This window comes from Metapseudomonas resinovorans (assembly GCF_002003485.1).
Taxonomy (GTDB): Bacteria; Pseudomonadota; Gammaproteobacteria; order Pseudomonadales; family Pseudomonadaceae; genus Metapseudomonas; species Metapseudomonas resinovorans_D.
Window position 1 is genome coordinate 85,164 of the sequence record NZ_BDMA01000050.1, and the last position, 22,501, is coordinate 107,664.

Here is a 22,501-nt window from a genome sequence, read left to right on the forward strand (position 1 = left end):
CAGATGATGAAAAGCTCGCTATCGCGCCTTGGTATCACGCTATTGGCCGCCCTGATGTCGCCAGCGCTATTGGCTGCGAACCTGCAGGCACTGGATGTCGCGGCTCTCCCAGGCGACAGGGTTGAACTCAAGCTGGCATTCGACGAGCCGGTGACGGCTCCCCGCGGCTACACCATCGAGCAGCCGGCGCGTATCGCCCTGGACTTGCCGGGTGTGACCAACAAGCTGGGCTCCAAGAATCGCGAGCTGGGTGTGGGGAACGCCCGCAGCGTGACCGTGGTGGAAGCCAAGGACCGCACGCGCCTGATCATCAACCTGTCGACCCTGGTGCCCTACAGCACCCGTGTGGATGGCCGTAACCTCTACGTTCTGGTGGGTGATTCCGCGGCTTCGTCCGCAGCACCTCGCGCCGTGGCGTCCGCTCCAGTTCCCGTGGCCACTACCCTGAGTGCCTCCCAGCCGACCAAGAGTTATGCCAGCGCTGGGCGCGCTATTGAGAACATCGACTTCCAGCGTGGCGAGCAGGGTGAGGGGAACGTGGTCATCACCCTGTCCGATCCCAGCGTCAGTCCGGATATTCAGGAACAGGGCGGCAAGATTCGCCTGGACTTCTCCAAGACCCAGATTCCCGAGCCGCTGCGTGTGCGTCTCGACGTGAAGGATTTCGCCACTCCGGTGCAGTTCGTCAGCGCCTCCGGCTCCGGCGCCAATGCCAGCATCAGCATCGAACCCACCGGTTACTACGACTACCTGGCCTATCAGACCGACAACAAGCTGACCGTCAGCATCAAGCCGCTGACCCAGGATGACGTGGAAAAGCGCAAGACCGAGCGTTTCGCCTACTCGGGCGAGAAGCTGTCGCTGAACTTCCAGGACATCGACGTACGTTCTGTTCTCCAGCTGATTGCCGACTTCACCGACCTCAACCTTGTGGCATCGGATACCGTGCAGGGCAACATCACCCTGCGCCTGCAGAATGTGCCCTGGGACCAGGCGCTGGACCTGGTGCTGAAGACCAAGGGCCTGGACAAGCGCAAAGTGGGTAACGTGCTGCTGGTTGCGCCAGCAGACGAGATCGCCGCCCGCGAACGCCAAGAGCTGGAATCGCAGAAGCAGATCGCCGAACTGGCGCCCCTGCGCCGTGAGCTGATCCAGGTGAACTACGCCAAGGCAGCAGACATCGCCAAGCTGTTCCAGTCCGTCACCAGCGGTGACCCAAGCGCCGCTGGTACAGATGAGCGCGGCTCCATCACTGTGGATGACCGTACCAACAGCATCATCGCCTACCAGACCCAGGACAAATTGGAAGAGCTGCGTCGCATCGTGACCCAGTTGGATATCCCGGTTCGTCAGGTAATGATCGAGGCGCGCATCGTCGAAGCCAACGTCGACTATGACAAGGCTCTGGGCGTCAACTGGCGCGGTGCGAGCATCGGCGACAACAACTTCGTCGTCGGTGGCGGTGGTCTCGGTCGTCCAGCTGCCAACCAGGCTGGCAACGTGAACCTGGCCAACGCGCCTTTCGTCGACCTGGGTGCCACTGGCGCAACCTCGAGCATCGGCATCGGCTTCATTACCGACAACACCATCCTCGACCTCGAACTGTCTGCGATGGAGAAGACCGGTAACGGTGAAATCGTGTCGCAGCCCAAGGTGGTCACCTCCGACAAGGAAACCGCGAAGATCCTCAAGGGTCAGGAAGTGCCCTATCAGGAAGCCAGTTCCAGCGGCGCCACCAGCACGTCCTTCAAGGAAGCGGCCCTTTCTCTGGAAGTGACTCCGCAGATCACTCCGGACAACCGCATCATCATGGAGGTCAAGGTCACCAAGGACGCTCCGGACTTCGGCAACGCCCTGAACGGTGTACCGCCGATCAACAAGAACGAGGTAAACGCCAAGGTACTGGTCAATGATGGTGAAACCATCGTGATAGGTGGGGTATTCTCCAACACCCAAACCAAGGCGGTGGACAAGGTGCCCTTCCTCGGCGACCTGCCCTTCCTCGGCCGCATGTTCCGTCGCGACGTGGTTCAGGACAAGAAATCCGAGCTCCTGGTATTCCTCACTCCCCGCATCATGAACAACCAGGCCATTGCGGTGAGTCGCTGATATCGGTGCGAAATTTGATTCTGATTGGCCCGATGGGGGCAGGAAAAAGCACCATCGGGCGTTTGCTTGCTAAAGAACTGCGACTTCCCTTCAAGGACTCCGATAAGGAAATCGAACAGCGCACTGGAGCGGATATCCCATGGATATTCGACGTCGAGGGCGAGCAGGGTTTCCGCGATCGCGAACAATCGATGATCGAGGAACTTTGCGGCCATGACGGCGTGGTCCTGGCGACCGGTGGTGGCGCGGTTCTGCGTCCGGCCAATCGCCAGGCTCTGCGTGGCGGGGGGCGGGTCGTCTATTTGCACACCTCGGTGGAGCAGCAGATTGAACGCACCTCGCGTGACCGTAATCGGCCCCTGTTGCGTTCGGCTGATCCAGGCAAGGTCCTGCGCGACCTGATGGCCATTCGCGATCCGCTCTATCGGGAGATCGCCGACATCATCATCGAAACCGATGAACGGCCACCGCGCATGGTGGTTCAAGAAATACTGGCGCGCCTCCAGGCACTTCCGCCCCGTTAAAGCGCGGGCGGAACTGCGCTATCCTTTAGCCCTTTTTATAACGGGGGCCCCATGCGGACACTTCAAGTCGATCTTGGCGAGCGTAGCTATCCCATCCATATCGGTTTCGGGTTGCTGTCGCGCCCGGAGCTTTTCACGCCGCACATCGCCGGTCGTCAGGTGGCCATCGTCACCAACGAGACCGTGGCACCCCTTTATCTCGAAACGCTGACCCAGACCTTGCAGGGCTACTCGGTGCTGCCGGTGGTATTGCCCGACGGCGAGGCGCACAAGAACTGGGAAACCTTGCAGTTGATCTTCGACGCCCTGCTGGGCGCTCGTCATGATCGACGCACCACCGTGATCGCCCTGGGCGGCGGGGTCATCGGCGATATGGCCGGCTTTGCCGCTGCGTGCTACCAGCGTGGTGTGGACTTCATCCAGGTGCCTACGACGCTGTTGTCTCAGGTGGATTCCTCGGTTGGCGGCAAAACCGGGATCAACCACCCGCTGGGCAAGAACATGGTGGGTGCCTTCTACCAGCCCAAGGCGGTGATTATCGATACCGACAGCCTGCGCACCTTGCCGGAGCGCGAGTTGTCCGCTGGTCTGGCGGAGGTGATCAAGTACGGCCTGATCTGCGACGAACCTTTCCTGCCTTGGCTGGAGGAAAAGATGACTGCCCTGCGCGGTCTCGATGCGGGCGCACTGACAGATGCTATCGAACGCTCCTGCGCCGCCAAGGCGCGGGTAGTCGGCGTCGATGAGCGTGAGTCCGGGCTGCGTGCGATCCTCAACCTAGGCCACACCTTCGGCCACGCCATCGAGACCCACATGGGTTATGGCTCCTGGCTGCACGGCGAGGCGGTATCGGCGGGTACCGTCATGGCCCTGGAGATGTCCTGCCGCTTGGGCTGGATTTCCACCGACGAGCGCGACGCGGCGATTCGCTTGCTGCGTAGTGCCGGCTTGCCGGTCGTACCGCCAATGGACATGACGCCGGAACATTTCCTCCAGCACATGGCCGTAGACAAGAAGGTACTCGATGGCCAATTGCGCCTGGTGCTGCTGCGCCGGATTGGCGATGCCGTCGTGACTGCCGATTATTCGCGTGACGTGCTCGAGGCCACCTTGGCCGCTGACTATCGCGCCCTGGCCGACAAGCTTGGAGAGTAAAGGATTCCTATGAGCAGCCTGCACGCCGACGAGGCCTACCTCGGTCACTACCAGTTCACCCATGACCCATTCGCGGCGCGGGTGCCTGGCTTTAAGTTCTTTCCGGCCCAGCGCAAGCCGGTGCTGGGTCAACTGCACCACCTGGCTCGCTACAGCCAGCTGATGCTGGTGGTGAGCGGCCCGCATGGCAGCGGCAAGACGCTGCTGCGTCAGGCCCTGGTGGCGAGCACCAACAAGCAGGCGGTCCAGAGCCTGGTGGTTTCGGCTCGCAGTTCGGTCGAGGCGGGTGGAATGCTGCGTCAGATCGCCCAAGGGCTGAATGTTGCACAGGCTGATGTGCGTTCCATTCTCGCCCAGGTCGGCCAGCTTGCCTTGACTGGCCAGGAGGTTTACCTCCTGGTGGATGACGCCGAGGAGCTGGACGACGCTTCCCTCGACAATCTGCTGGCCTTGGCCGAGGGCAGTGTCGAAGCGCGCACCCATGTATTCCTGTTTGGTGAGGATTCCCTGCTGGCGCGCCTGGATGCGCTGGCCGAGGGCGAGGAGCGCTTCCATATCATTGAGCTGCAGCCCTACAGCCCGGAAGAAACCCGCGAGTACCTCGCCCAGCGCCTTGAGGGTGCGGGGCGTGGCATCGAATTGCTCAGCGATGAGCAGGTGGAAGACATCCACCTGCAGTCCGGAGGCTGGCCCGGTTCGATCAACCAGGTAGCACACGATCTCATGATCGAGGCCATGCTTGCGGAGCGCGGTGCCTCGCGGAAATCCGCGGGTGGCTTCAGTCTGCCGAAGAAGCACCTGCTGGCCCTCGCCGTAGTCGGGGTCGGTGTGATTGCTGCCTGGATGATGCAGGGCCGTAACGAAAGTGGCGCCGAGACCGCGCCGGCAACTGCCGCCCAGTTGTCCCAGGGGCAAGCGCCTGCAGGCCAGCCAGCCAGCGAAACGGATTCCGGTTCGCCGGCCGTCGAGTTCGCGGGTTCCTCGCAACCGCTGCCGTTGCCGTTGGTGGGTGAGGCCCAGCCGGTGATTCGTGAGCCGCTGGCCCAGGCCGCTGGTCAGGGGGAGCAGGAGGATGGCCCGGCGCCTGAAGGGGCTGCCAACGTGCCGCCTACCGTTACTACCATCGCACCGCCTCAGGGCGCGATTGCCAGTCCGGTGCCAGCAGCGCCGGTAGAGCCGATCGCGTCAGCGCAGCCGTTGCCCCAGCCGGTCCAGCCCATCGCGGCTGTGCCCGCCGCGCCGGTTGCAGCCCCCAAGCCGGCCGTACCGGCTGCGGCTCCGGCCGCTGCGCCGACCTCCGCTACCAAGCCAGTCGCCACAGCCAAGCCCGCTGCCGCGCCTGCCCAGGTCGCCAAGCCGACTGAGAAACCTGCGCCGGCAGCAGCCGCGTCGACCGGTGGAGCATCGGGTAATGGCTGGTACAGCGGTCAGACGGGAAGCCACTTCGCCCTGCAGGTGCTCGGCACCAGTTCCGAGGGCAGCGCCAAAGCCTTCGTTCAGCAGAACGGTGGCCAGTACCGCTACTTCAAGAAGCAGCACCAGGGTAAGGCGCTCTATGTCGTGACCTACGGCAGCTTCCCCAGTCGCACCGCAGCGCAGGCCGCGGTCAAGTCTTTGCCGGCCAAGGTTCAGGCGGGCAAACCCTGGCCGAAGACTTTCGCCAGCATCCAGCAGGAAATGGCTCGCTAGTATTCTGCGAGCCTGATCCCCCGCCTTTTGACTGGGTGGTCGCTAGCACGACCTCCCGGTTCATTCATTCATTTTTGCGACATTGGCTTTCATAGGTTGGCCACGAAGATTTGTGGTCGACCAAAGCGCTATGTACAATGACCTCCCTTTGCCCTACGCAAAAGCTGGCGTCAAGTCCGGCGCGTATGGTAAGGAGTTGAATTACAAAGCAATTCTGCCTTTTTCTGAAGGCAACCCTGGTGAGAGTTCCCCTATGAAAGCAGGTCTGTACCATCCTGATGAATTCAAGGATAACTGCGGTTTCGGCTTGATCGCCCATATGCAGGGCGAGGCGAGCCACAATCTTCTTAAAACCGCCATCGAAGCCCTGACCTGCATGACCCACCGCGGCGGCATCAACGCCGACGGCAAGACCGGCGACGGTTGTGGTCTGTTGATCCAGAAGCCCGACCTTTTCCTGCGCGCCATCGCCAAGGAAACCTTCTCGGTCGATCTGCCTGCCCAGTACGCAGTTGGCATGGTCTTCTTCAACCAGGACCCGGTTCGCGCCGAAGCCGCTCGCGAAAACATGAATCGCGAGATCCTCGCTGCCGGCCTGCAACTGATCGGCTGGCGCAAGGTGCCGGTGGACACCAGCGTCCTCGGCCGCCTGGCCCTGGAGCGCCTGCCACAGATCGAGCAGGTGTTCGTCGGTGGTGAAGGCCTGGGCGACCAGGAAATGGCAGTCAAGCTGTTCAGTGCCCGTCGCCGTTCCTCCGTGGCCAATGCCGCGGACGCCGACCACTACATCTGCAGCCTCTCCCACAAGACCATCATCTACAAAGGTCTGATGATGCCGGCCGACCTGCAGCAGTTCTACCCGGACCTGGGTGACGAACGCCTGCAGACCGCCATCTGCGTCTTCCACCAGCGCTTCTCCACCAACACCCTGCCGAAGTGGCCGCTGGCGCAGCCCTTCCGCTTCCTCGCCCACAACGGCGAGATCAACACCATCACCGGCAACCGCAACTGGGCGGTGGCTCGTCGCACCAAGTTCGCCAACGAGCAACTGCCCGACATCGATGAGCTGGGCCCGCTGGTCAACCGCGTCGGTTCCGACTCCTCCAGCATGGACAACATGCTGGAACTGATGGTCACCGGCGGCATCGACCTGTTCCGTGGCGTGCGTATGATCATCCCGCCGGCCTGGCAGAACATGGAAACCATGGATGCCGACCTGCGCGCTTTCTACGAATACAACTCCATGCACATGGAGCCCTGGGACGGCCCGGCCGGCGTCGTGCTCACCGACGGCCGCTACGCCGTCTGCCTGCTCGACCGCAATGGCCTGCGCCCGGCCCGCTGGGTCACCACCAAGAACGGCTACATCACCCTCGCGTCGGAAATCGGCGTGTGGGACTACAAGCCGGAAGACGTACTCGCCAAGGGCCGTGTCGGTCCTGGCCAGATCCTCGCGGTGGATACCGAGACCGGCCAGATCCTCAACACCAACGACATCGACAGCCGCCTGAAGTCGCGCCACCCGTACAAGCAGTGGCTGCGCCAGAGCGCCGTGCGCATCCAGGCCAAGCTGGATGACGACCATGGCGTGGCCAGCTACGACAGCGACCAGCTCAAGCAGTACATGAAGATGTTCCAGGTCACCTTCGAGGAGCGTGACCAGGTGCTGCGCCCGCTGGCCGAGCAAGGCCAGGAGGCCGTCGGTTCCATGGGCGACGACACGCCCATGGCCGTGCTGTCCCAGCGTGTGCGTTCGACGTTCGACTACTTCCGCCAGCAATTCGCGCAGGTCACTAACCCGCCGATCGACCCGCTGCGTGAAGCCATCGTGATGTCCCTGGAGATCTGCCTCGGTGCCGAGCGCAACATCTTCAGCGAGTCGCCTGACCATGCCACCCGCGTGATCCTCAGCAGCCCGGTGATTTCCCCGGCCAAGTGGAGCGCGCTGATGAGCCTGGACACCCCGGGCTTCGAACGGCAGATCATCGACCTGAACTACGACGAGAGCCTCGGCCTCGAAGCGGCCGTGCGCAACATGGCCGACCAGGCCGAAGAAGCCGTGCGTGCCGGCAAGGTGCTGCTGGTCCTGACCGACCGTCACATCGCCCCCGGCAAGCTGCCGGCCCACGCCTCCCTGGCTGTCGGCGCCGTTCACCACCGTCTGGTGGAAAAGGGCCTGCGTTGCGACTGCAACATCCTGGTCGAGACCGCCACCGCCCGCGACCCGCACCACTTTGCCGTGTTGGTGGGCTTTGGCGCGTCCGCTGTGTACCCGTTCCTCGCCTATGAAGTGCTGGCTGACCTGATCCGCACCGGCGAAGTGCTGGGCGACCTGTACGAAGTCTTCAAGCACTACCGCAAGGGCATCTCCAAGGGCCTGCTGAAGATCCTGTCGAAGATGGGCATCTCCACCATCGCCTCTTACCGTGGCGCCCAGCTGTTCGAAGCTGTCGGCCTCTCGGAAGAAGTGGTGGACCTCAGCTTCCGTGGCGTCGCCAGCCGCATCAAGGGTGCGCGCTTCGTCGACATCGAGTCCGAGCAGAAGCTGCTGGCCTTCGAAGCCTGGAACAACCGCAAGGCCATCCAGCAAGGCGGCCTGCTGAAGTTCGTCTACGGCGGCGAGTACCACGCCTACAACCCGGACGTGGTGAACACCCTGCAAGCTGCCGTGCAGCAGGGCAACTACGAGAAGTTCAAGGAATACACCGCGCTGGTGGATAACCGCCCGGTGTCGATGTTGCGCGACCTGCTCAAGGTCAAGACCATCGATCAGCCGCTGTCGCTGGACGAGATCGAGCCGCTGGAGTCCATCTTCAAGCGCTTCGATGCCGCGGGTATTTCCCTGGGCGCGCTGTCCCCCGAGGCCCACGAGGCCCTGGCCGAGGCCATGAACCGCCTGGGCGGTCGCTCCAACTCCGGTGAGGGCGGCGAAGACCCGGCGCGCTATGGCACCGTGAAGAGCTCCAAGATCAAGCAGGTGGCTACCGGCCGCTTCGGTGTCACCCCGGAATACCTGGTCAACGCCGAAGTGCTGCAGATCAAGGTCGCCCAGGGCGCCAAGCCCGGTGAGGGTGGCCAGCTGCCCGGTGGCAAGGTCAACGGCCTGATCGCCCGCCTGCGTTATGCAGTGCCCGGCGTGACCCTGATTTCGCCGCCGCCGCACCACGACATCTACTCCATTGAAGACCTGGCCCAGCTGATCTATGACCTCAAGCAGGTCAACCCGCAGGCGCTCGTCTCGGTGAAGCTGGTGGCTGAGGCCGGCGTCGGCACCATCGCCGCTGGCGTGGCCAAGGCCTATGCCGACCTGATCACCATCTCCGGCTACGACGGCGGCACCGGCGCATCCCCGCTGACCTCCATCAAGTACGCTGGCAGCCCGTGGGAACTGGGCCTGGCCGAGACCCACCAGACCCTGCGCGGCAACGACCTGCGCGGCAAGGTGCGTGTACAGACCGACGGCGGCCTGAAGACCGGTCTCGACGTGATCAAGGCGGCCATCCTCGGCGCCGAAAGCTTCGGCTTCGGTACTGCACCGATGATTGCCCTGGGTTGCAAATACCTGCGTATCTGCCACCTGAACAACTGCGCCACTGGCGTCGCCACCCAGAACGACAAGCTGCGCAAGGACCACTTCATCGGCACCGTCGAAATGGTGATGAACTTCTTCACCTACATCGCCGAAGAAACCCGCGAGTGGCTGGCCAAGCTGGGCGTGCGCAGTCTGAGCGAGCTGATCGGCCGTACCGACCTGCTGGAAATGCTGCCGGGGGATACCGAGAAACAGGGCTACCTGGATCTCAGCCCGCTGTTGGGTAGCGACCACATCCCGGCCGACAAGCCGCAGTTCTGTGAAGTGGAGAAGAACCCGCCCTTCGACCCGGGCCTGCTGGCCGAGAAGATGTGGGACATCTCCAAGGCGGCCGTCGAAGGCAAGACCGGCGGCGTCTACGACCTGGATATCTGCAACTGCGACCGTTCCATCGGCGCGCGGATTTCCGGTGAGATCGCCCGTCGCCATGGCAACCAGGGCATGAAAGACGCCCCGGTGACCTTCCGCTTCCGCGGTACCGCGGGCCAGAGCTTCGGCGTGTGGAACGCCGGCGGCCTGAACCTGTACCTCGAAGGCGATGCCAACGACTACGTCGGCAAGGGCATGACCGGCGGCAAGGTGGTGATCACTCCGCCGAAGGGCAGCCCGTTCAAGAGCCAGGAGTCGGCGATCGTCGGCAACACCTGCCTTTACGGCGCCACTGGCGGCAAACTGTTCGCCGCGGGTACCGCAGGCGAACGTTTCGCAGTGCGTAACTCCGGCGCCCACACCGTCGTGGAAGGCACTGGCGACCACTGCTGCGAGTACATGACCGGCGGTTTCGTCTGCGTGCTCGGCAAGACCGGCTACAACTTCGGTTCCGGCATGACCGGCGGCTTCGCCTATGTGCTCGACCAGGACAACAGCTTCGTCGACCGGGTCAACCATGAACTGGTGGAAATCCAGCGCATCAGCAACGAGTCCATGGAGGCCTACCGTAGTCACCTGCACAGCGTGCTGGTCGAGTACGTGAAGGAAACTTCCAGCGACTGGGGTGCCCACCTGCTGGAAAACCTGGACGATTACCTGCGCAAGTTCTGGCTGGTCAAGCCGAAGGCCGCGAGCCTCGCTTCGCTGCTTTCCAGCACCCGTGCCAACCCGCAATAACAACAGCGCCTGAAGTGGTTTGATGAGGTTTTTTTAATGACTGAACGTCTGAACAACGACTTCCAGTTCATCGAGGTCGGGCGCAAGGATCCGAAGAAGAAACTGTTGCGCCAGCGCAAGAAGGAATTCGTCGAGATCTATGACCTGTTCAAGCCGCAGCAAGCGGCTGACCAGGCTCACCGCTGCCTCGGCTGCGGTAACCCGTATTGCGAGTGGAAGTGCCCGGTGCACAACTTCATTCCGAACTGGCTGAAGCTGGTATCGGAAGGCAACATCCTGGCCGCCGCCGAACTGTCGCACCAGACCAACACCCTGCCGGAAGTCTGCGGCCGGGTGTGCCCGCAGGACCGCCTCTGCGAAGGCGCCTGCACCCTGAACGACGGCTTTGGCGCAGTGACCATCGGCTCGGTGGAGAAGTACATCACCGACACCGCCTTCGCCATGGGCTGGCGACCGGACATGTCCAAGGTCAAGCCCACCGGCAAGCGTGTTGCCGTGATCGGTGCCGGTCCGGCGGGCCTGGGCTGCGCCGACGTGCTGGTGCGCAACGGCGTGACCCCGGTGGTCTTCGACAAGAACCCGGAAATCGGCGGTCTGCTGACCTTCGGTATCCCCGAGTTCAAGCTCGAGAAGCACGTGCTGAGCCGTCGCCGTGAAGTCTTCACCGGCATGGGTGTCGAGTTCCGCCTGAATACCGAAGTGGGCAAGGACGTGACCATGGACCAACTGATCGAGGAATTCGATGCAGTCTTCATGGGCATGGGCACTTACACCTACATGAAGGGCGGTTTCCCGGGCGAAGACCTGCCGGGTGTGCACGACGCGCTCGACTTCCTGATCGCCAACGTCAACCGCAACCTCGGCTTCGAGAAGTCCCCCGAGGACTTCGTCGACATGAAGGGCAAGCGCGTAGTGGTCCTGGGTGGTGGCGACACCGCGATGGACTGCAACCGCACCTCCATTCGCCAGGGCGCCAAGGCCGTTACCTGTGCCTACCGCCGTGACGAAGAAAACATGCCGGGTTCGCGCAAAGAGGTAAAAAACGCCAAGGAAGAGGGCGTGAAATTCCTCTTCAACCGCCAGCCCATCGCCATCGTCGGCGAAGACAAGGTGGAAGGTGTGAAGGTGGTCGAGACCCGTCTCGGCGAGCCGGACGCCCGTGGCCGTCGCAGCCCCGAGCCGATCCCGGGTTCCGAGGAAATCATCCCGGCTGAAGCCGTGCTGATCGCCTTCGGTTTCCGTCCGAGCCCGGCACCCTGGTTCGAGCAGTTCGAGATCAGCGTGGACAGCCAGGGTCGTGTGGTCGCGCCCGCGCAGTCGCAGTTCAAGCACCAGACCAGCAACCCGAAGATCTTCGCCGGTGGCGACATGGTCCGTGGTTCCGACCTGGTGGTAACGGCGATCTTCGAGGGCCGCACGGCTGCCGAAGGCATCCTGGACTACCTGGGCGTCTAAGCGCTTAAGGGACTGGGAGCGCAGCGACCGAATGTCGCGATGGACAAAAGGCACGGCACCCGCCGTGCCTTTTGCATTGGGCTCTGCGAAAATGCCCGCACTTTTTCGTTGGACACTGCCATGACCGTCTTGAAGAACGACCGTTTCCTCCGCGCCCTGCTCAAGCAGCCCGTTGATGTCACTCCCGTCTGGATGATGCGCCAGGCCGGTCGTTACCTGCCGGAATACCGTGCCACCCGTGCCAAGGCCGGTGACTTCGTCAGCCTGATGAAGAACCCCGAGCTGGCCTGCGAGGTCACCGTCCAGCCGCTGGATCGCTACCCCCAGCTGGACGCGGCGATCCTCTTCTCCGACATCCTCACCATCCCCGACGCCATGGGCCAGGGGCTGTACTTCGAGACCGGCGAAGGCCCGCGCTTCAAGAAAGTGGTGAGCAGCCTCGCCGACATCGAAGCCCTGCCGATTCCCGACCCGGAGCAGGACCTGGGCTACGTGATGGACGCCGTCCGCAACATTCGCCGCGAGCTGAATGGCCGTGTGCCGCTGATCGGCTTCTCCGGCAGCCCCTGGACGCTCGCGACCTACATGGTCGAAGGCGGTTCCAGCCGTGATTTCCGCAAATCCAAGGCGATGCTCTACGACAATCCCCAGGCCATGCACGCCCTGCTGGACAAGCTGGCCCAGTCGGTGACCGTCTACCTGAACGGCCAGATCAAGGCCGGCGCCCAGGCGGTACAGATCTTCGACTCCTGGGGTGGCAGCCTCTCGGCGGCGGCCTACCAGGAATTCTCCCTGGCCTACATGAAGAAGATCGTCGACGGGCTGATCCGCGAGCACGACGGCCGTCGCGTACCGGTGATCCTCTTCACCAAGGGCGGCGGTCTTTGGCTGGAGTCCATGGCCGACAGTGGCGCCGAAGCCCTGGGCCTGGACTGGACCTGTGACATCGGCAGCGCACGTGCCCGCGTCGGCGACAAGGTCTCCTTGCAAGGCAACATGGACCCTTCGGTGCTCTACGCCAACCCGGCCGCCATCCGCGCCGAGGTGGGCCGCATCCTGGCCGCCTACGGCAAGGGCTCTGGCCACGTATTCAACCTCGGCCATGGCATCACCCCGGAAGTCGACCCGGCCCACGCTGGCGCCTTCTTCGAGGCGGTGCACGAGCTGTCGGCGCAATACCATTGCTAATCATCGAGGGTCGCGAAAGCGACCCTTTTTGTTTGTGTCTGACCTCGCCCTTGTCACGGGCGTTGCATAGAATCCGCTACTAGTCAGGCTTTGGGAGGTGTGGGATGCGGCGCGTGGTTTTCAATCAGAAGGGCGGAGTGGGCAAGTCCAGCATTGCTTGCAACCTGGCAGCGGTGAGTGCTTCACAGGGGTATCGCACCCTGCTGATCGATCTGGATGCCCAGGCCAACTCCACACACTACCTGACCGGTCTGACCGGTGAGGATATCCCCATGGGCATTGCCGATTTCTTCAAGCAGACGCTGTCGGCCACCGCCTTCCGCAAGGGCAAGGTGGATATCTACGAGACGCCCTACGACAACCTCCACGTGGTCACCGCCACGGCGGAGCTGGCCGACCTGCAACCGAAGCTGGAGGCCAAGCACAAGATCAACAAGCTGCGGAAGTTGCTGGAGGATCTGAGTGAGGACTACGACCGGATCTATCTGGATACACCGCCAGCTTTGAACTTCTATACGGTTTCCGCGCTGATCGCTGCCGATCGCTGCCTGATTCCCTTCGACTGCGACAGCTTCTCCCGCAATGCGCTCTATGGGCTGCTGGCGGAGATCGAGGAGTTGAAGGAGGACCACAACGAGGGCCTGGAAGTGGAAGGCATCGTGGTCAACCAGTTCCAGCCGCGTGCGTCGTTGCCGCAGCAGTTGCTGGATGAACTGGTGGAGGAAGGGCTGCCGGTACTGCCAGTGAACCTGATGATGTCGGTGAAGATGCGCGAGTCGCACCAGGCTTGCAAACCGCTGATCTTCCTGGAGCCTCGGCACAAGCTGACCCAGCAATTCGTGGAACTGCACGATCTGCTGGAAAGCTGAAACCGGCGGAAGTGAAGATCACCCTGTTCGCCCCGGCTTGCCGGGGCGAATGCGTTATTTGACCAGCAAAAGGTCGCAGGGCGGGTTCTGCAGGTAGCGCAGGGCAAGGCTGCCGAGCAGCGCCTGGGAGATCAGGCTGCGGCCGTGGCTGCCGAGGGCCAGCAGTTGAGGACGTTGCTCGGCGATGGCGTCGTCCAGCGCGCGGGGCAGGGCGCCGCGCACCACTTCAAGCTGCACCGCCGGTGCAGAGTCACCAAGTCCGACGAGCTCGTCCTCCAGCAGCCTTTCCAGCAGTTCCCGTTGAGTGGCGAGAAAGTCAGCTGACTGGCTGCTCTTCGAGAGCAGGCGACTGCCGAGCTCCATCACATTGAGCGCGACCAGGCTGGCGTCGTGCGGCAGCAGCGCATAAGACTTGCGCAAGGCGTCGCAGGCGCACAGGGAGAAGTCCAGCGCCACGGCGCCTTTCTGATAGGGCCTTTCCGGTTGCTCGCCCACCACCAGCAGCAGGGGGGCGGTCAGATGACGGGCGACGCGCTCCAGCGTAGTGCCGATGAACAGTTCCGGTGCATTGTGATGGTGCCGGCCAATCACCAGCAGGTCGGCGCCGCTGTCACCCATCTCCTCGAGAATCTGCTGGGCGGGGCGGCCCTTGCGTAGCAACAGTCGACAGTCTTCGGCGCCCAGTTGCGCCAGATGCTCGTGGAAGTGCTGCTGCGCGGCATCGCGCAGGTTGCCCTGTACCGCATTGGGAAGGTGGTCTTCGAGCACATGCAGCAGGGTGAGCGCTGCGCCGTGTTGGCGGGCTAGCTGGATGGCGCGTTGCAGGGCGATGTCGGCTTCATGGCTGAGGTCGTGGGCAACCAGGATGTGCTTGAACATGGTGTGGGCCTCCTCTGAGACCCACACTCTGTGGCCTTTTTCCGGGCTACGGATTGATCCAGGGCAAGGCCGTCAGTGGGCCCGCATCTGGTAGAGCCCGCGGCTCTCGGCGACCACTTCGCCACTGGCGTCCAGCAATTGCAGCTCCAGCCAATATTCCGCTTTGCCGTTTGCCTCGGCGTCCCGCTGGATGCGTGCGATTTCCGCTGGGTCGATTCGGGCGTCCACCGTGATGTCGCCCTTGGCCGGGCGGCGGAAGCGCAGGTTCATTTCCTTTACGACGGGGTAGAAGCGCCGGCTGTCGAAACTGGTGAGGAACAGGGTGCCACCGGGCATTTCGGCGAGCGTGAAGAGCGCGCCCGCATAGAGGGTGCCGATGTGGTTCTGGTTGCCCTCGAACGGCATGCGCAGGCGCACGTGCCCGGGCTCCAGGATGTCGGCCTGGAGGCCGCTACGTTTGACGAAAGCGATGTGTTCCTCGGTCAGCTGGCGAACCAGCTCGATTGGCATGGACATGTCGGGCTCCGGCGTGGCGATTCACAGAGCCTAGCGACCTTGACCGTCCCGGCAATGACCGGGACGGTCAGTCGAATTGACCGGAGCGATCAGACGCCCTGCGCGCTGAGCCAGCCGAGCAGTTGCGCAAGGGGCAGTGCGCCGCTCTGGCGGGCGACTTCCTTGCCGTCCTTGAACAGGATCAGCGTCGGAATGGAGCGGATGCCCAACTGGCCGGCCAGATTGCGATTGGCTTCGCTGTCCAGCTTGCCCAGGCGGCAGCGCCCCTGGAGCTGGCCGGCGGCCTGCTGGTAGATGGGCGCGAAGGACTTGCAGGGGCCGCACCAGTCCGCCCAGACGTCCACCAGCAGGGGCAGGTCGCCCCGCAGTTGCTTGGCGAAGTCGGCTTCATTCAGGTCGAAGGGTGCAGCAGGAATCACGGCGCTCTTGCAGTGGCCACAGCGCGGGGAATCGCCCAGGCGGGCAGCGGGAATACGGTTCAGCCCGGCGCACTGGGCGCAGGGGATCAACATCGGGTCGGTCATGATGGATTACCGGTGGCGGACTCCGCCTATCTGGAGTCGCGCCGGGCGGAAATCAAGACAGCTTCAGCGCAGCGCCATGTAGATGTTGTAGGCGCTGATCAGGGTGATCAGGCAGCCGACGATGATGAGCAGGGTGCGCGGCGACAGCTTCTTGCACAGCAGGGCGGCGAGGGGCGCCGCGAAGAGGCCGCCGAACACCAGGCCGGCAACCATCTTCCAGGTGTCCGGCGCGCCGGCCAGAAGGATGAAGGAAGTGGCACTGGAGATGGTCAGGAAGAACTCCGCGAAGTTCACCGAACCGATGGTGGTGCGCGGATCGGTACCGGAGCCGATCAGGCTGCTGGTCACCACCGGCCCCCAGCCGCCGCCGCCTGCGGCATCGACGAAGCCGCCGAACAGGGCCAGCTTGGCAACGTGCTTGGGCGCCCTGCGTTTGGCCACATGACGGTAGGCCTTGCTCAGGATGTACAGGCCCATCAGCAGCAGGTAGGCGGAAATGAAGGGCTTGAGCGCCGCGCCGTCGAATTGGGTGATCAGCACAGCGCCAAGCACTGCGCCGATGATGCCCGGCAGCAACAGGCGCAGGAACAGGGATTTGTTGACGTTGCCCAACTTCACATGGGAGATGCCGGACAGGCCGGTGGTGAAGACTTCGGCGATGTGCACGCTGGCGCTGGCCGCGGCGGGCGAGGCGCCGGTGGTGAGCAGGAAGGTGGTGGCGGTGATGCCATAGGCCATGCCCAGGGCGCCGTCGATGACCTGGGCGAAGAAGCCCACGGCGACCGCGCTCCAGAAGCCCTTGCTGGTCAGCGCGTTCTCGATGATCTCCAGGCCGCTGTTGCCGCCGTTATCGAAGAACAGGCGCCAGGCGAGGAAGCAGAGCAGACCCACCAGGATGAGGATCGCCGCCCACATCGCAGCCCGCAGGACCGGGTGGTCGTCGGGGTGGGAAACGAAATCTTCGACTGGCGGGATCCCCAGCGCTTCGTGTTCGGTGTTGATCGAACTCTGGCTGAGGTCGAGGTCGCGAATCTTCATGCGGGCACAGCGCCTGACAGTGGGTGGTAGAACAGGCTGGAATAAGCAGGGGGCTGAAGATAATTGGCTTTTCTTAGAGAGTCTAAGAAGATTTGTGCAGGTTTATATTCCATTTTGTAAGCAGCAACGGCGGCGATTGCCCCGTCGGCCGCCCTGTATCTGCGCGTTTCCCGGCAACTGTATGCCCGGCTTGCGACGAGCCTGGACTAGGCTGGAGCTTTCCTACAGGGGAGCGGGTGTCATGCGCATGTTGGGTGTGTTGGGCGGAATGAGCTGGGAGTCCACCGTGACCTATTACCAGTTGCTCAATCGCGGTGTTCGTGACCGTCTGGGTGGGCTGCATTCCGCGCCGCTGTTGCTGCATTCAGTGGATTTCGCGCAGATCGCCGCGCAACAGAAAGCCGGCGAATGGGAGGCGGCCGGCGAGCTGCTCGCGCAGGCCGCACGGGGGCTGGAGGGGGCTGGCGCAACGGCGCTGTTGCTGGCGACCAACACCATGCACAAGGTTGCTGCGGCCATCGAACAGGCTGTGGATATCCCGCTCCTGCACATTGGCGATGCCGTCGGCCAGGCACTGCATGGGCAAGGGGTGGAACGCGCCGCTCTGCTCGGTACCCGCTTCACCATGCAGGAAGCCTTCTATCGCGAGCGCTTGGGCCAGCGCTACGGCATCGAAGTGCGGGTGCCGGATGACCAGGCCATCACCGAAATCGACCGGGTGATCTTCCAGGAACTGTGCGTCGGCCAGTTCCTTCCCGATGCTCGCGCTTTCTACCTGGACCAGTTGGCGCAGTTGAAGGCACGAGGTGCGCAGGCCGCCATCCTCGGTTGTACCGAAATCGGTCTTTTGCTGGACGGCTGCGAGTCGCCCCTGCCGCTGGTGGACAGCGCCGAGCGGCACGTGGCGATGGGGCTGGAGTGGATGCTGGGCCACTAGCCATGATTTGTAGGAGCCAGCTTGCTGGCGAAAAAAAGCCATTCGCTAGCAAGCTAGCTCCTACAGGGATCGGGGCTCAGGACGAGCAACTGATCTCCAGGTGCTTGCCCCATTCCGGCGGGCGTTCGGCAAAGCGCTCCATGCCCGGTTGTTCGTCGAACGGACGCGAAAGCACCGCGTGCAGTTGGCGCACTTCGGCGTAGTCGCCTTGCTGGGCGGCCTCGATCGCGCGCTGGGCCAGGTAATTGCGCAGGACGTACTTCGGATTCACCGCATGCATCCTCGTGCGTCGTGCTTGCTGGTCGTCGCCATCCTGCGCCGCGCGGGCCCGGTAGTCCGTCGCCCAGGCGTCGAAGCCGGCGAGGTCGACGAAGTCGTCCCGCAACCTGTTCAGCGCCTGTTCCGGTGCTTCATCACCCAGTCGGCGGAAGAACTGGCTGTAGTCCACTGCGCTGCCCTGCATCAATTGCAGCAGGCGTTGCACCAGGGCGTCGTCCGTTTCGGCTGCGGAAGTGAAGCCTAGGCGGCGGCGCATCAGGTCCAGGTAGTGGGCCTGGTAGAGCGGCAGGAACAGGTTGAGGGTTTCCCGCAGCTGTTCCACGTCGATGTAGGGCGTCAGCGCCTGGGCCAGTGCGGCCAGGTTCCAGTGGGCGATGGGCACCTGGTTGCTGAAGCTGTAGCGGCCACCGTCATCGGAGTGGTTGCAGATGTGGTTGGCGTCGAAGTCGTCGAGGAAGGCGTAGGGGCCGTAGTCGAAGGTGATGCCCAGGATCGACATGTTGTCGGTGTTCATCACGCCGTGGCAGAAGCCGTAGGCCTGCCAGAGGGCGATCATCTCGGCGTTGCGCTCCAGCACTTCGCGGAAGAAGGCGGCCCAGGGCTGCTCCTGTTCCAGGCAGTGGGGGAAGTGGCATTCGAGGACGTGCCGGCCCAGGGCTTCGAGCTGCTCGTGCTGACGCGTGTAGTAGAAGTATTCGAAGTGGCCGAAGCGCACATGGCTGGGCGACAGGCGTAGCAGCATGGCACCGGTTTCGCGGGTTTCCCGGTACACCGGCGTCGCGGATCCGGTAACGCACAGCGCGCGGCTGGTGGGAATGCCCAGCACATGCAGGTACTCGCTGGCGAGAAATTCGCGAATCGAGCTGCGCAGCACGGCGCGGCCATCGCCCATACGTGAATAGGGTGTCTGACCGGCGCCCTTGAGGTGCAGGTCCCAGTACTCGCCCGTGTCGTTCAGCACTTCGCCCAGGAGCAGGCCGCGCCCATCGCCAAGGCGTGGGTTGTAGACGCCGAACTGGTGGCCGGAATAGACCATTGCCCGCGGCTCGGCATCCGCCCAGACCTTGTGTCCGGTGAACACTTCGGCGAACACCGGGTTTTCGGCTTCAGCCGGGTCCAGGTCGAGGAGTGTCATGGCCGCCGGGCTGGATACCACCACGCGCGGCTCGGCGAGGGGCTCGGGCAGCACCTCGGTGGAGAAGGCGTCGCCCAGGCGGGCGAAGCGGTTGTCGAAGCGCAGTTCGTCGAGTTTTTTCATGGGTTCAGCTTGTCACGCCGCCGTGCCGACAGGAAGTGCACAGATCATCGGGCCTCCGGAACCGGGGTCTTGCCCTTGATTGTCACTTCTTCGACTTCACCCTCGACCTGTTTCTCGACTGGGCGGGAGAGGGTGATATCCATCCTCGGCGTGCTGGACGTGTTGATGTCGTGTTCCTTGAACAGCTCATCGATGCGTCGATTCAGTTCATCGGTCGCCAGGCCGCGATCACCCAGCTCGCGAACGTAGATCTTCAGCTCGTGCTCCAGGGCGCTGGCGCCGTAAGTCTTCAGCTGTACGGTAGGCGCCGGGTCGCGCAGCACCCGCGAGTTTTCCTGGGTGGCCTGCAGCAGCAGCTTGCGCACCAGTTCCAGGTCGAGATCGGAGCTGCGGTTGACGTTGTACACCAGCACGATGCGGGTGACGGTGTCGGTCAGGGTCCAGTTGATCAGCTGGCTGGTGAGGAAGATCTGGTTCGGCACGATCACTTCCTTGCGGTCGCTGTCGGTGATGTGCGTAGCGCGGATACGGATGCGGTTCACCGTGCCGGTGACGGTGCCGATGGTCACCAGGTCGCCGATACGCACCGGGCGCTCGAACAGCAGGATCAGGCCGGAAATGAAGTTGGCGAAGATCGCCTGCATGCCGAAACCGATACCGACGGAGAGCGCGGCCACCAGCCATTGCAGCTTGTCCCAGCTGACCCCGAGGGTGGACAGCGCGCTGACGAAGCCGATGCCGGCAATGGCATAGGACAGCAGCGTGGTGGTGGCGTAGGCGCTGCCCTGGGCGAGCTTGAGCCGCGACAGCACCAGCACTTCCAGCAGGCCCGGCAGGTTGCGCGCGAGGGCCGTGGTGATGCCGGCGATGATCAACGCGCCGAGTACGTCCAGCAGGCTGATCGGTACCAGCGTGGCAGCGTCGCCGGTGCCGCTGGAGTACTGGTAGAGGGTGACCTGGTCGAGGTAGGCGAACACGCTGATGAGGTCGGCCCAGACCAGGTACAGGCAGGTGATGAACACGCCCAGCAGGGCGAGGCGGATCAGGCGCAGCGATTGCTGGTTGACCTTCTCGATGTCGAGGGCCGGCTCTTCCACCACCACTTCCTCGCCCTCGGCGTTTTCCTTGGTCTGCGCCTGGCGCTTGGCGAGCACGCGCTGGTAAGCCAGGCGCCGCGCGGCCACTGCGAGGCCACGAACGAAGGTGGCTTCGACCAGCAGCAGGAGGATCAGCAGGTAGAGCGTGGTGATCAGGCGGTCGGTGAGCTTGAGCGAGGTGTAGTAGTAGCCGAAGCCCACCGCGACGATGAGCGCCAGTGGCAGCAGGGTGAAGGCGACGCCGATCAGCAGGCGGAACGGCGAGGTCTGCTCGCGCATCGGTTCGGCGAGCAGCAGGTTGCTCAGCACCAGGGTCATCAGGGCATAGCAACTGAGGACCACGAGCACGCCGATGATGTCGTCGGCCAGGGCTGCCGGCTGGTGTTCGGCCACGGTGACGATCGCCACCAACGCCATGACCACACCGCCGAGGCGTCGTATCTGGCTGCGCAGGAAGGCGACCTGAGGGCGGTCCCAGTGGAAGTGCAGTTCGGCGATGCCGCCCGGCGCGAGGATGCGGTAGAGGGTGTAGAACACCATCCAGGCCTGGGCCATTTCCATCAGTGCGGCACCCAGCGTGGCGTTCTGGCCGCGGGCGTCGATCTGCAGGGCAAGGCCGCACAGCAACAGGAACAGGCTGACGGGTAGGGCCAGCAACACGGTGAGGAACAGCGCCATCGGCGTATGCAGCTGGCTGTCACGCTTGAAGTGGCCGACGTCCTGGTTGATTTCGTTGAGCTTGGCGTAGAGGTAGCGGCGCTTCCACAGCAGGCCGCCGATCACCAGCAGCAGGGGCAGGAACAGCCAGGGGCGGTCCAGCAGGCCTTCACCCAGTTCGCGCACGCCCGCGCCCCAGGGCATCTCGGCCAGTTGGCGTTCCAGCAGGTGCGGGGCGGACTTGAGCCAGTTGAAGTCCAGCGGCTTGTTGCTGGGAATCCAGAACATCTGCTCGTCGAGTGTGTTGCGCAGGGTCTGGGAGGTTTCCTGCAACTGCTTCTGGTTGAGCTGCAGGGTGATGGATTCGTTGAGCAGGTTGTTCAGCTCGCGGCTCAGGCGATCGAGCAGTTCGCTGCGGGTGGAAATCAGATTGGTCAGGGTGGTGCGCAGTTCCGGCGTGACCTGTTCCGGCGGCTGATCGGCGAGCAGGCTGTCGACGTAGGCCTGGGGATTGCCCAGCTTGTCGCGCTGCTGATTCAGCTCGAACTGGTAGAGGCGGATGTCGGCGATTTCATCGGCCAGGTTCGAGTCGAGGTGCAGTTGGGGCAGGGCCTGCTTCTGCTGGTAGAGGATCTTGGCCAGCAGCAGACTGCCTTTGAGCACGCTGATCTGCTCCTCCAGGGCCTGGTCGGCCTGGCTGAGATTGTCCAGTTGCTGGCGGGTCTGCAGATTCTGCTGGGTGAGCTCATTGAGGCGGTCGGTGGAGCGCAGCAGGTAATCGGACATCTTCAGGTTGATGGCGCTTTCCTTCGCCACCACGCTGTCCGGCGTGCCCTTGTCGGCGTCGCGGGCCAGTTCCGCCACCGTCTGCTCCGAGCTCTCCCGGCGCATCCCGTTGATCACCGACTGCAGGTCCTGGGTTTCCTGTTCCAGACGGCGGATGCGCTCCATGAGCAGGTCGCGGCGGCTGTTGCCGAGGTCCTGCAGCAGGCTGTTGCCGGCGAGTTCCTCGCGGCGCAGTTCGGTCTGGGTGGCGAGAGCGGCAAGCTCGGCATTGAGCAGGGTGCGCTGCTCTTCACTGATGGCCTTGCCCGCTTCCTTGCCGGATTTGAACGTGGCGTTGATCTGTTGGGTGCGCGACTGATTGCTGCTGATCTCGGCCTGGGCCCGCTCCGGGCGGGTCTGGGAGGTGATGATCAGGCTGTTGGCTTCGGTGAGCTCCTTCTGCAGCTCGGCCAGTTCACTGCTGCGAGTGTCCAGCAGCTTTTCCAGCTGTCCGAGATCGGATTTGCCGTAGCGCTCCTTCACCGGCACCGTCGGGCTGGTCTTCAGCCGCGCCAGCTCGCGTTGGGATTCGCCGACAAGGCGGGGAGCGCTCTCCAGCTGGCGCTTGAGGGCGGCAAGGGCCTGCTCGCTCTCCTGTTGGCTGGCGACGAAGGACTGGGTCTGCTCCTCGATCGAGGGCTTGGCCGCGGACTCGGCACCGGCGGCCTTGCTCTCGGCGGGCGCGGCGGCCGGCTTGGGCAGGCCGGGGGTAACGGTGGTGGCGGCTTGCAGGTAGGCCGGCGTCAGGCAGAAGCCCAGCAGGGCAGCAGCGAAAAAGGTGCGCAAGGAAGCAATCATCGCGA

Annotated in this window: 15 protein-coding genes; 9 read left to right on the forward strand and 6 right to left on the reverse strand. The window is 63.5% G+C overall.

Annotated features, from left to right (window positions below):
* Positions 1-6 precede the first annotated feature (6 nt).
* The 8 genes from MnOB_RS13565 to MnOB_RS13600 all read left to right on the forward strand — a co-directional run bounded on the left by MnOB_RS13565 (position 7) and on the right by MnOB_RS13600 (position 13,688).
* Positions 7-2,109, forward strand: coding sequence for a type IV pilus secretin PilQ (locus MnOB_RS13565; RefSeq protein WP_077524752.1), 2,103 nt, complete (start codon positions 7-9; stop codon positions 2,107-2,109).
* Between the two features lie 5 nt (positions 2,110-2,114).
* The gene (gene aroK / locus MnOB_RS13570) at positions 2,115-2,633 is read left to right on the forward strand and encodes a shikimate kinase AroK (RefSeq protein ID WP_077524753.1); all 519 of its coding nucleotides are present in this window, start codon (positions 2,115-2,117) and stop codon (positions 2,631-2,633) included.
* A 51-nt stretch (positions 2,634-2,684) separates the two neighbouring features.
* Positions 2,685-3,788 (forward strand): 3-dehydroquinate synthase, encoded by a 1,104-nt coding sequence (aroB, locus tag MnOB_RS13575; protein WP_077524754.1) that lies wholly within the window; start codon positions 2,685-2,687, stop codon positions 3,786-3,788.
* A 9-nt stretch (positions 3,789-3,797) separates the two neighbouring features.
* The gene (locus tag MnOB_RS13580) at positions 3,798-5,477 is read left to right on the forward strand and encodes an AAA family ATPase (RefSeq protein WP_077524755.1); all 1,680 of its coding nucleotides are present in this window, start codon (positions 3,798-3,800) and stop codon (positions 5,475-5,477) included.
* Between the two features lie 253 nt (positions 5,478-5,730).
* Entirely contained in the window at positions 5,731-10,176 is a 4,446-nt protein-coding gene (gltB, locus tag MnOB_RS13585) for a glutamate synthase large subunit (protein ID WP_077524756.1), read from the forward strand.
* Between the two features lie 36 nt (positions 10,177-10,212).
* The gene (locus tag MnOB_RS13590) at positions 10,213-11,631 is read left to right on the forward strand and encodes an FAD-dependent oxidoreductase (protein WP_077524757.1); all 1,419 of its coding nucleotides are present in this window, start codon (positions 10,213-10,215) and stop codon (positions 11,629-11,631) included.
* Positions 11,632-11,751: 120 nt separating this feature from the next.
* Positions 11,752-12,819, forward strand: a complete 1,068-nt coding sequence (gene hemE, locus MnOB_RS13595) for a uroporphyrinogen decarboxylase (RefSeq protein ID WP_077524758.1) — start codon at positions 11,752-11,754, stop codon at positions 12,817-12,819.
* A 104-nt stretch (positions 12,820-12,923) separates the two neighbouring features.
* Positions 12,924-13,688 carry a ParA family protein gene (locus MnOB_RS13600; protein ID WP_077524759.1) on the forward strand — a complete coding sequence of 255 codons (765 nt, stop codon included), beginning with the start codon at positions 12,924-12,926 and terminating at the stop codon, positions 13,686-13,688.
* Positions 13,689-13,742: 54 nt separating this feature from the next.
* Here the strand turns inward: MnOB_RS13600 and MnOB_RS13605 are convergent, their stop codons facing one another.
* The 4 genes from MnOB_RS13605 to MnOB_RS13620 all read right to left on the reverse strand — a co-directional run bounded on the left by MnOB_RS13605 (position 13,743) and on the right by MnOB_RS13620 (position 16,645).
* A complete protein-coding gene (locus tag MnOB_RS13605) occupies positions 13,743-14,567 on the reverse strand; it encodes a universal stress protein (protein ID WP_077524760.1) in 825 nt (274 codons plus the stop codon).
* A gap of 72 nt (positions 14,568-14,639) precedes the next feature.
* Positions 14,640-15,083, reverse strand: a complete 444-nt coding sequence (locus MnOB_RS13610; protein WP_077524761.1) for a PaaI family thioesterase — start codon at positions 15,081-15,083, stop codon at positions 14,640-14,642.
* Positions 15,084-15,172: 89 nt separating this feature from the next.
* Positions 15,173-15,607, reverse strand: a complete 435-nt coding sequence (gene trxC, locus MnOB_RS13615) for a thioredoxin TrxC (protein ID WP_077524762.1) — start codon at positions 15,605-15,607, stop codon at positions 15,173-15,175.
* Between the two features lie 63 nt (positions 15,608-15,670).
* Entirely contained in the window at positions 15,671-16,645 is a 975-nt protein-coding gene (locus tag MnOB_RS13620) for a sulfite exporter TauE/SafE family protein (RefSeq protein WP_077524763.1), read from the reverse strand.
* A gap of 241 nt (positions 16,646-16,886) precedes the next feature.
* On the opposite strand from MnOB_RS13620, the gene MnOB_RS13625 reads away from it, so the two are divergent.
* A complete protein-coding gene (locus tag MnOB_RS13625; RefSeq protein WP_077524764.1) occupies positions 16,887-17,582 on the forward strand; it encodes an aspartate/glutamate racemase family protein in 696 nt (231 codons plus the stop codon).
* Between the two features lie 76 nt (positions 17,583-17,658).
* Here the strand turns inward: MnOB_RS13625 and selO are convergent, their stop codons facing one another.
* Positions 17,659-19,119, reverse strand: coding sequence for a protein adenylyltransferase SelO (selO, locus tag MnOB_RS13630; RefSeq protein WP_077524765.1), 1,461 nt, complete (start codon positions 19,117-19,119; stop codon positions 17,659-17,661).
* Positions 19,120-19,163: 44 nt separating this feature from the next.
* Positions 19,164-22,496, reverse strand: coding sequence for a mechanosensitive channel MscK (gene mscK / locus MnOB_RS13635; protein ID WP_077524766.1), 3,333 nt, complete (start codon positions 22,494-22,496; stop codon positions 19,164-19,166).
* Positions 22,497-22,501 lie beyond the last annotated feature (5 nt).

What these genes read in the sequence shown, in the direction of transcription:
- MnOB_RS13620 (WP_077524763.1), bottom strand. Translation starts at nt 16,645, where the DNA reads ATGAAGATTCGCGACCTCGACCTCAGCCAGAGTTCGATCAACACCGAA.
- MnOB_RS13605 (WP_077524760.1), bottom strand. Translation starts at nt 14,567, where the DNA reads ATGTTCAAGCACATCCTGGTTGCCCACGACCTCAGCCATGAAGCCGAC.
- MnOB_RS13625 (WP_077524764.1), top strand. Translation starts at nt 16,887, where the DNA reads ATGCGCATGTTGGGTGTGTTGGGCGGAATGAGCTGGGAGTCCACCGTG.
- MnOB_RS13610 (WP_077524761.1), bottom strand. Translation starts at nt 15,083, where the DNA reads ATGTCCATGCCAATCGAGCTGGTTCGCCAGCTGACCGAGGAACACATC.
- MnOB_RS13590 (WP_077524757.1), top strand. Translation starts at nt 10,213, where the DNA reads ATGACTGAACGTCTGAACAACGACTTCCAGTTCATCGAGGTCGGGCGC.
- gltB (WP_077524756.1), top strand. Translation starts at nt 5,731, where the DNA reads ATGAAAGCAGGTCTGTACCATCCTGATGAATTCAAGGATAACTGCGGT.
- MnOB_RS13565 (WP_077524752.1), top strand. Translation starts at nt 7, where the DNA reads ATGAAAAGCTCGCTATCGCGCCTTGGTATCACGCTATTGGCCGCCCTG.
- MnOB_RS13580 (WP_077524755.1), top strand. Translation starts at nt 3,798, where the DNA reads ATGAGCAGCCTGCACGCCGACGAGGCCTACCTCGGTCACTACCAGTTC.
- mscK (WP_077524766.1), bottom strand. Translation starts at nt 22,496, where the DNA reads ATGATTGCTTCCTTGCGCACCTTTTTCGCTGCTGCCCTGCTGGGCTTC.
- selO (WP_077524765.1), bottom strand. Translation starts at nt 19,119, where the DNA reads ATGAAAAAACTCGACGAACTGCGCTTCGACAACCGCTTCGCCCGCCTG.
- aroB (WP_077524754.1), top strand. Translation starts at nt 2,685, where the DNA reads ATGCGGACACTTCAAGTCGATCTTGGCGAGCGTAGCTATCCCATCCAT.
- MnOB_RS13600 (WP_077524759.1), top strand. Translation starts at nt 12,924, where the DNA reads ATGCGGCGCGTGGTTTTCAATCAGAAGGGCGGAGTGGGCAAGTCCAGC.
- hemE (WP_077524758.1), top strand. Translation starts at nt 11,752, where the DNA reads ATGACCGTCTTGAAGAACGACCGTTTCCTCCGCGCCCTGCTCAAGCAG.
- trxC (WP_077524762.1), bottom strand. Translation starts at nt 15,607, where the DNA reads ATGACCGACCCGATGTTGATCCCCTGCGCCCAGTGCGCCGGGCTGAAC.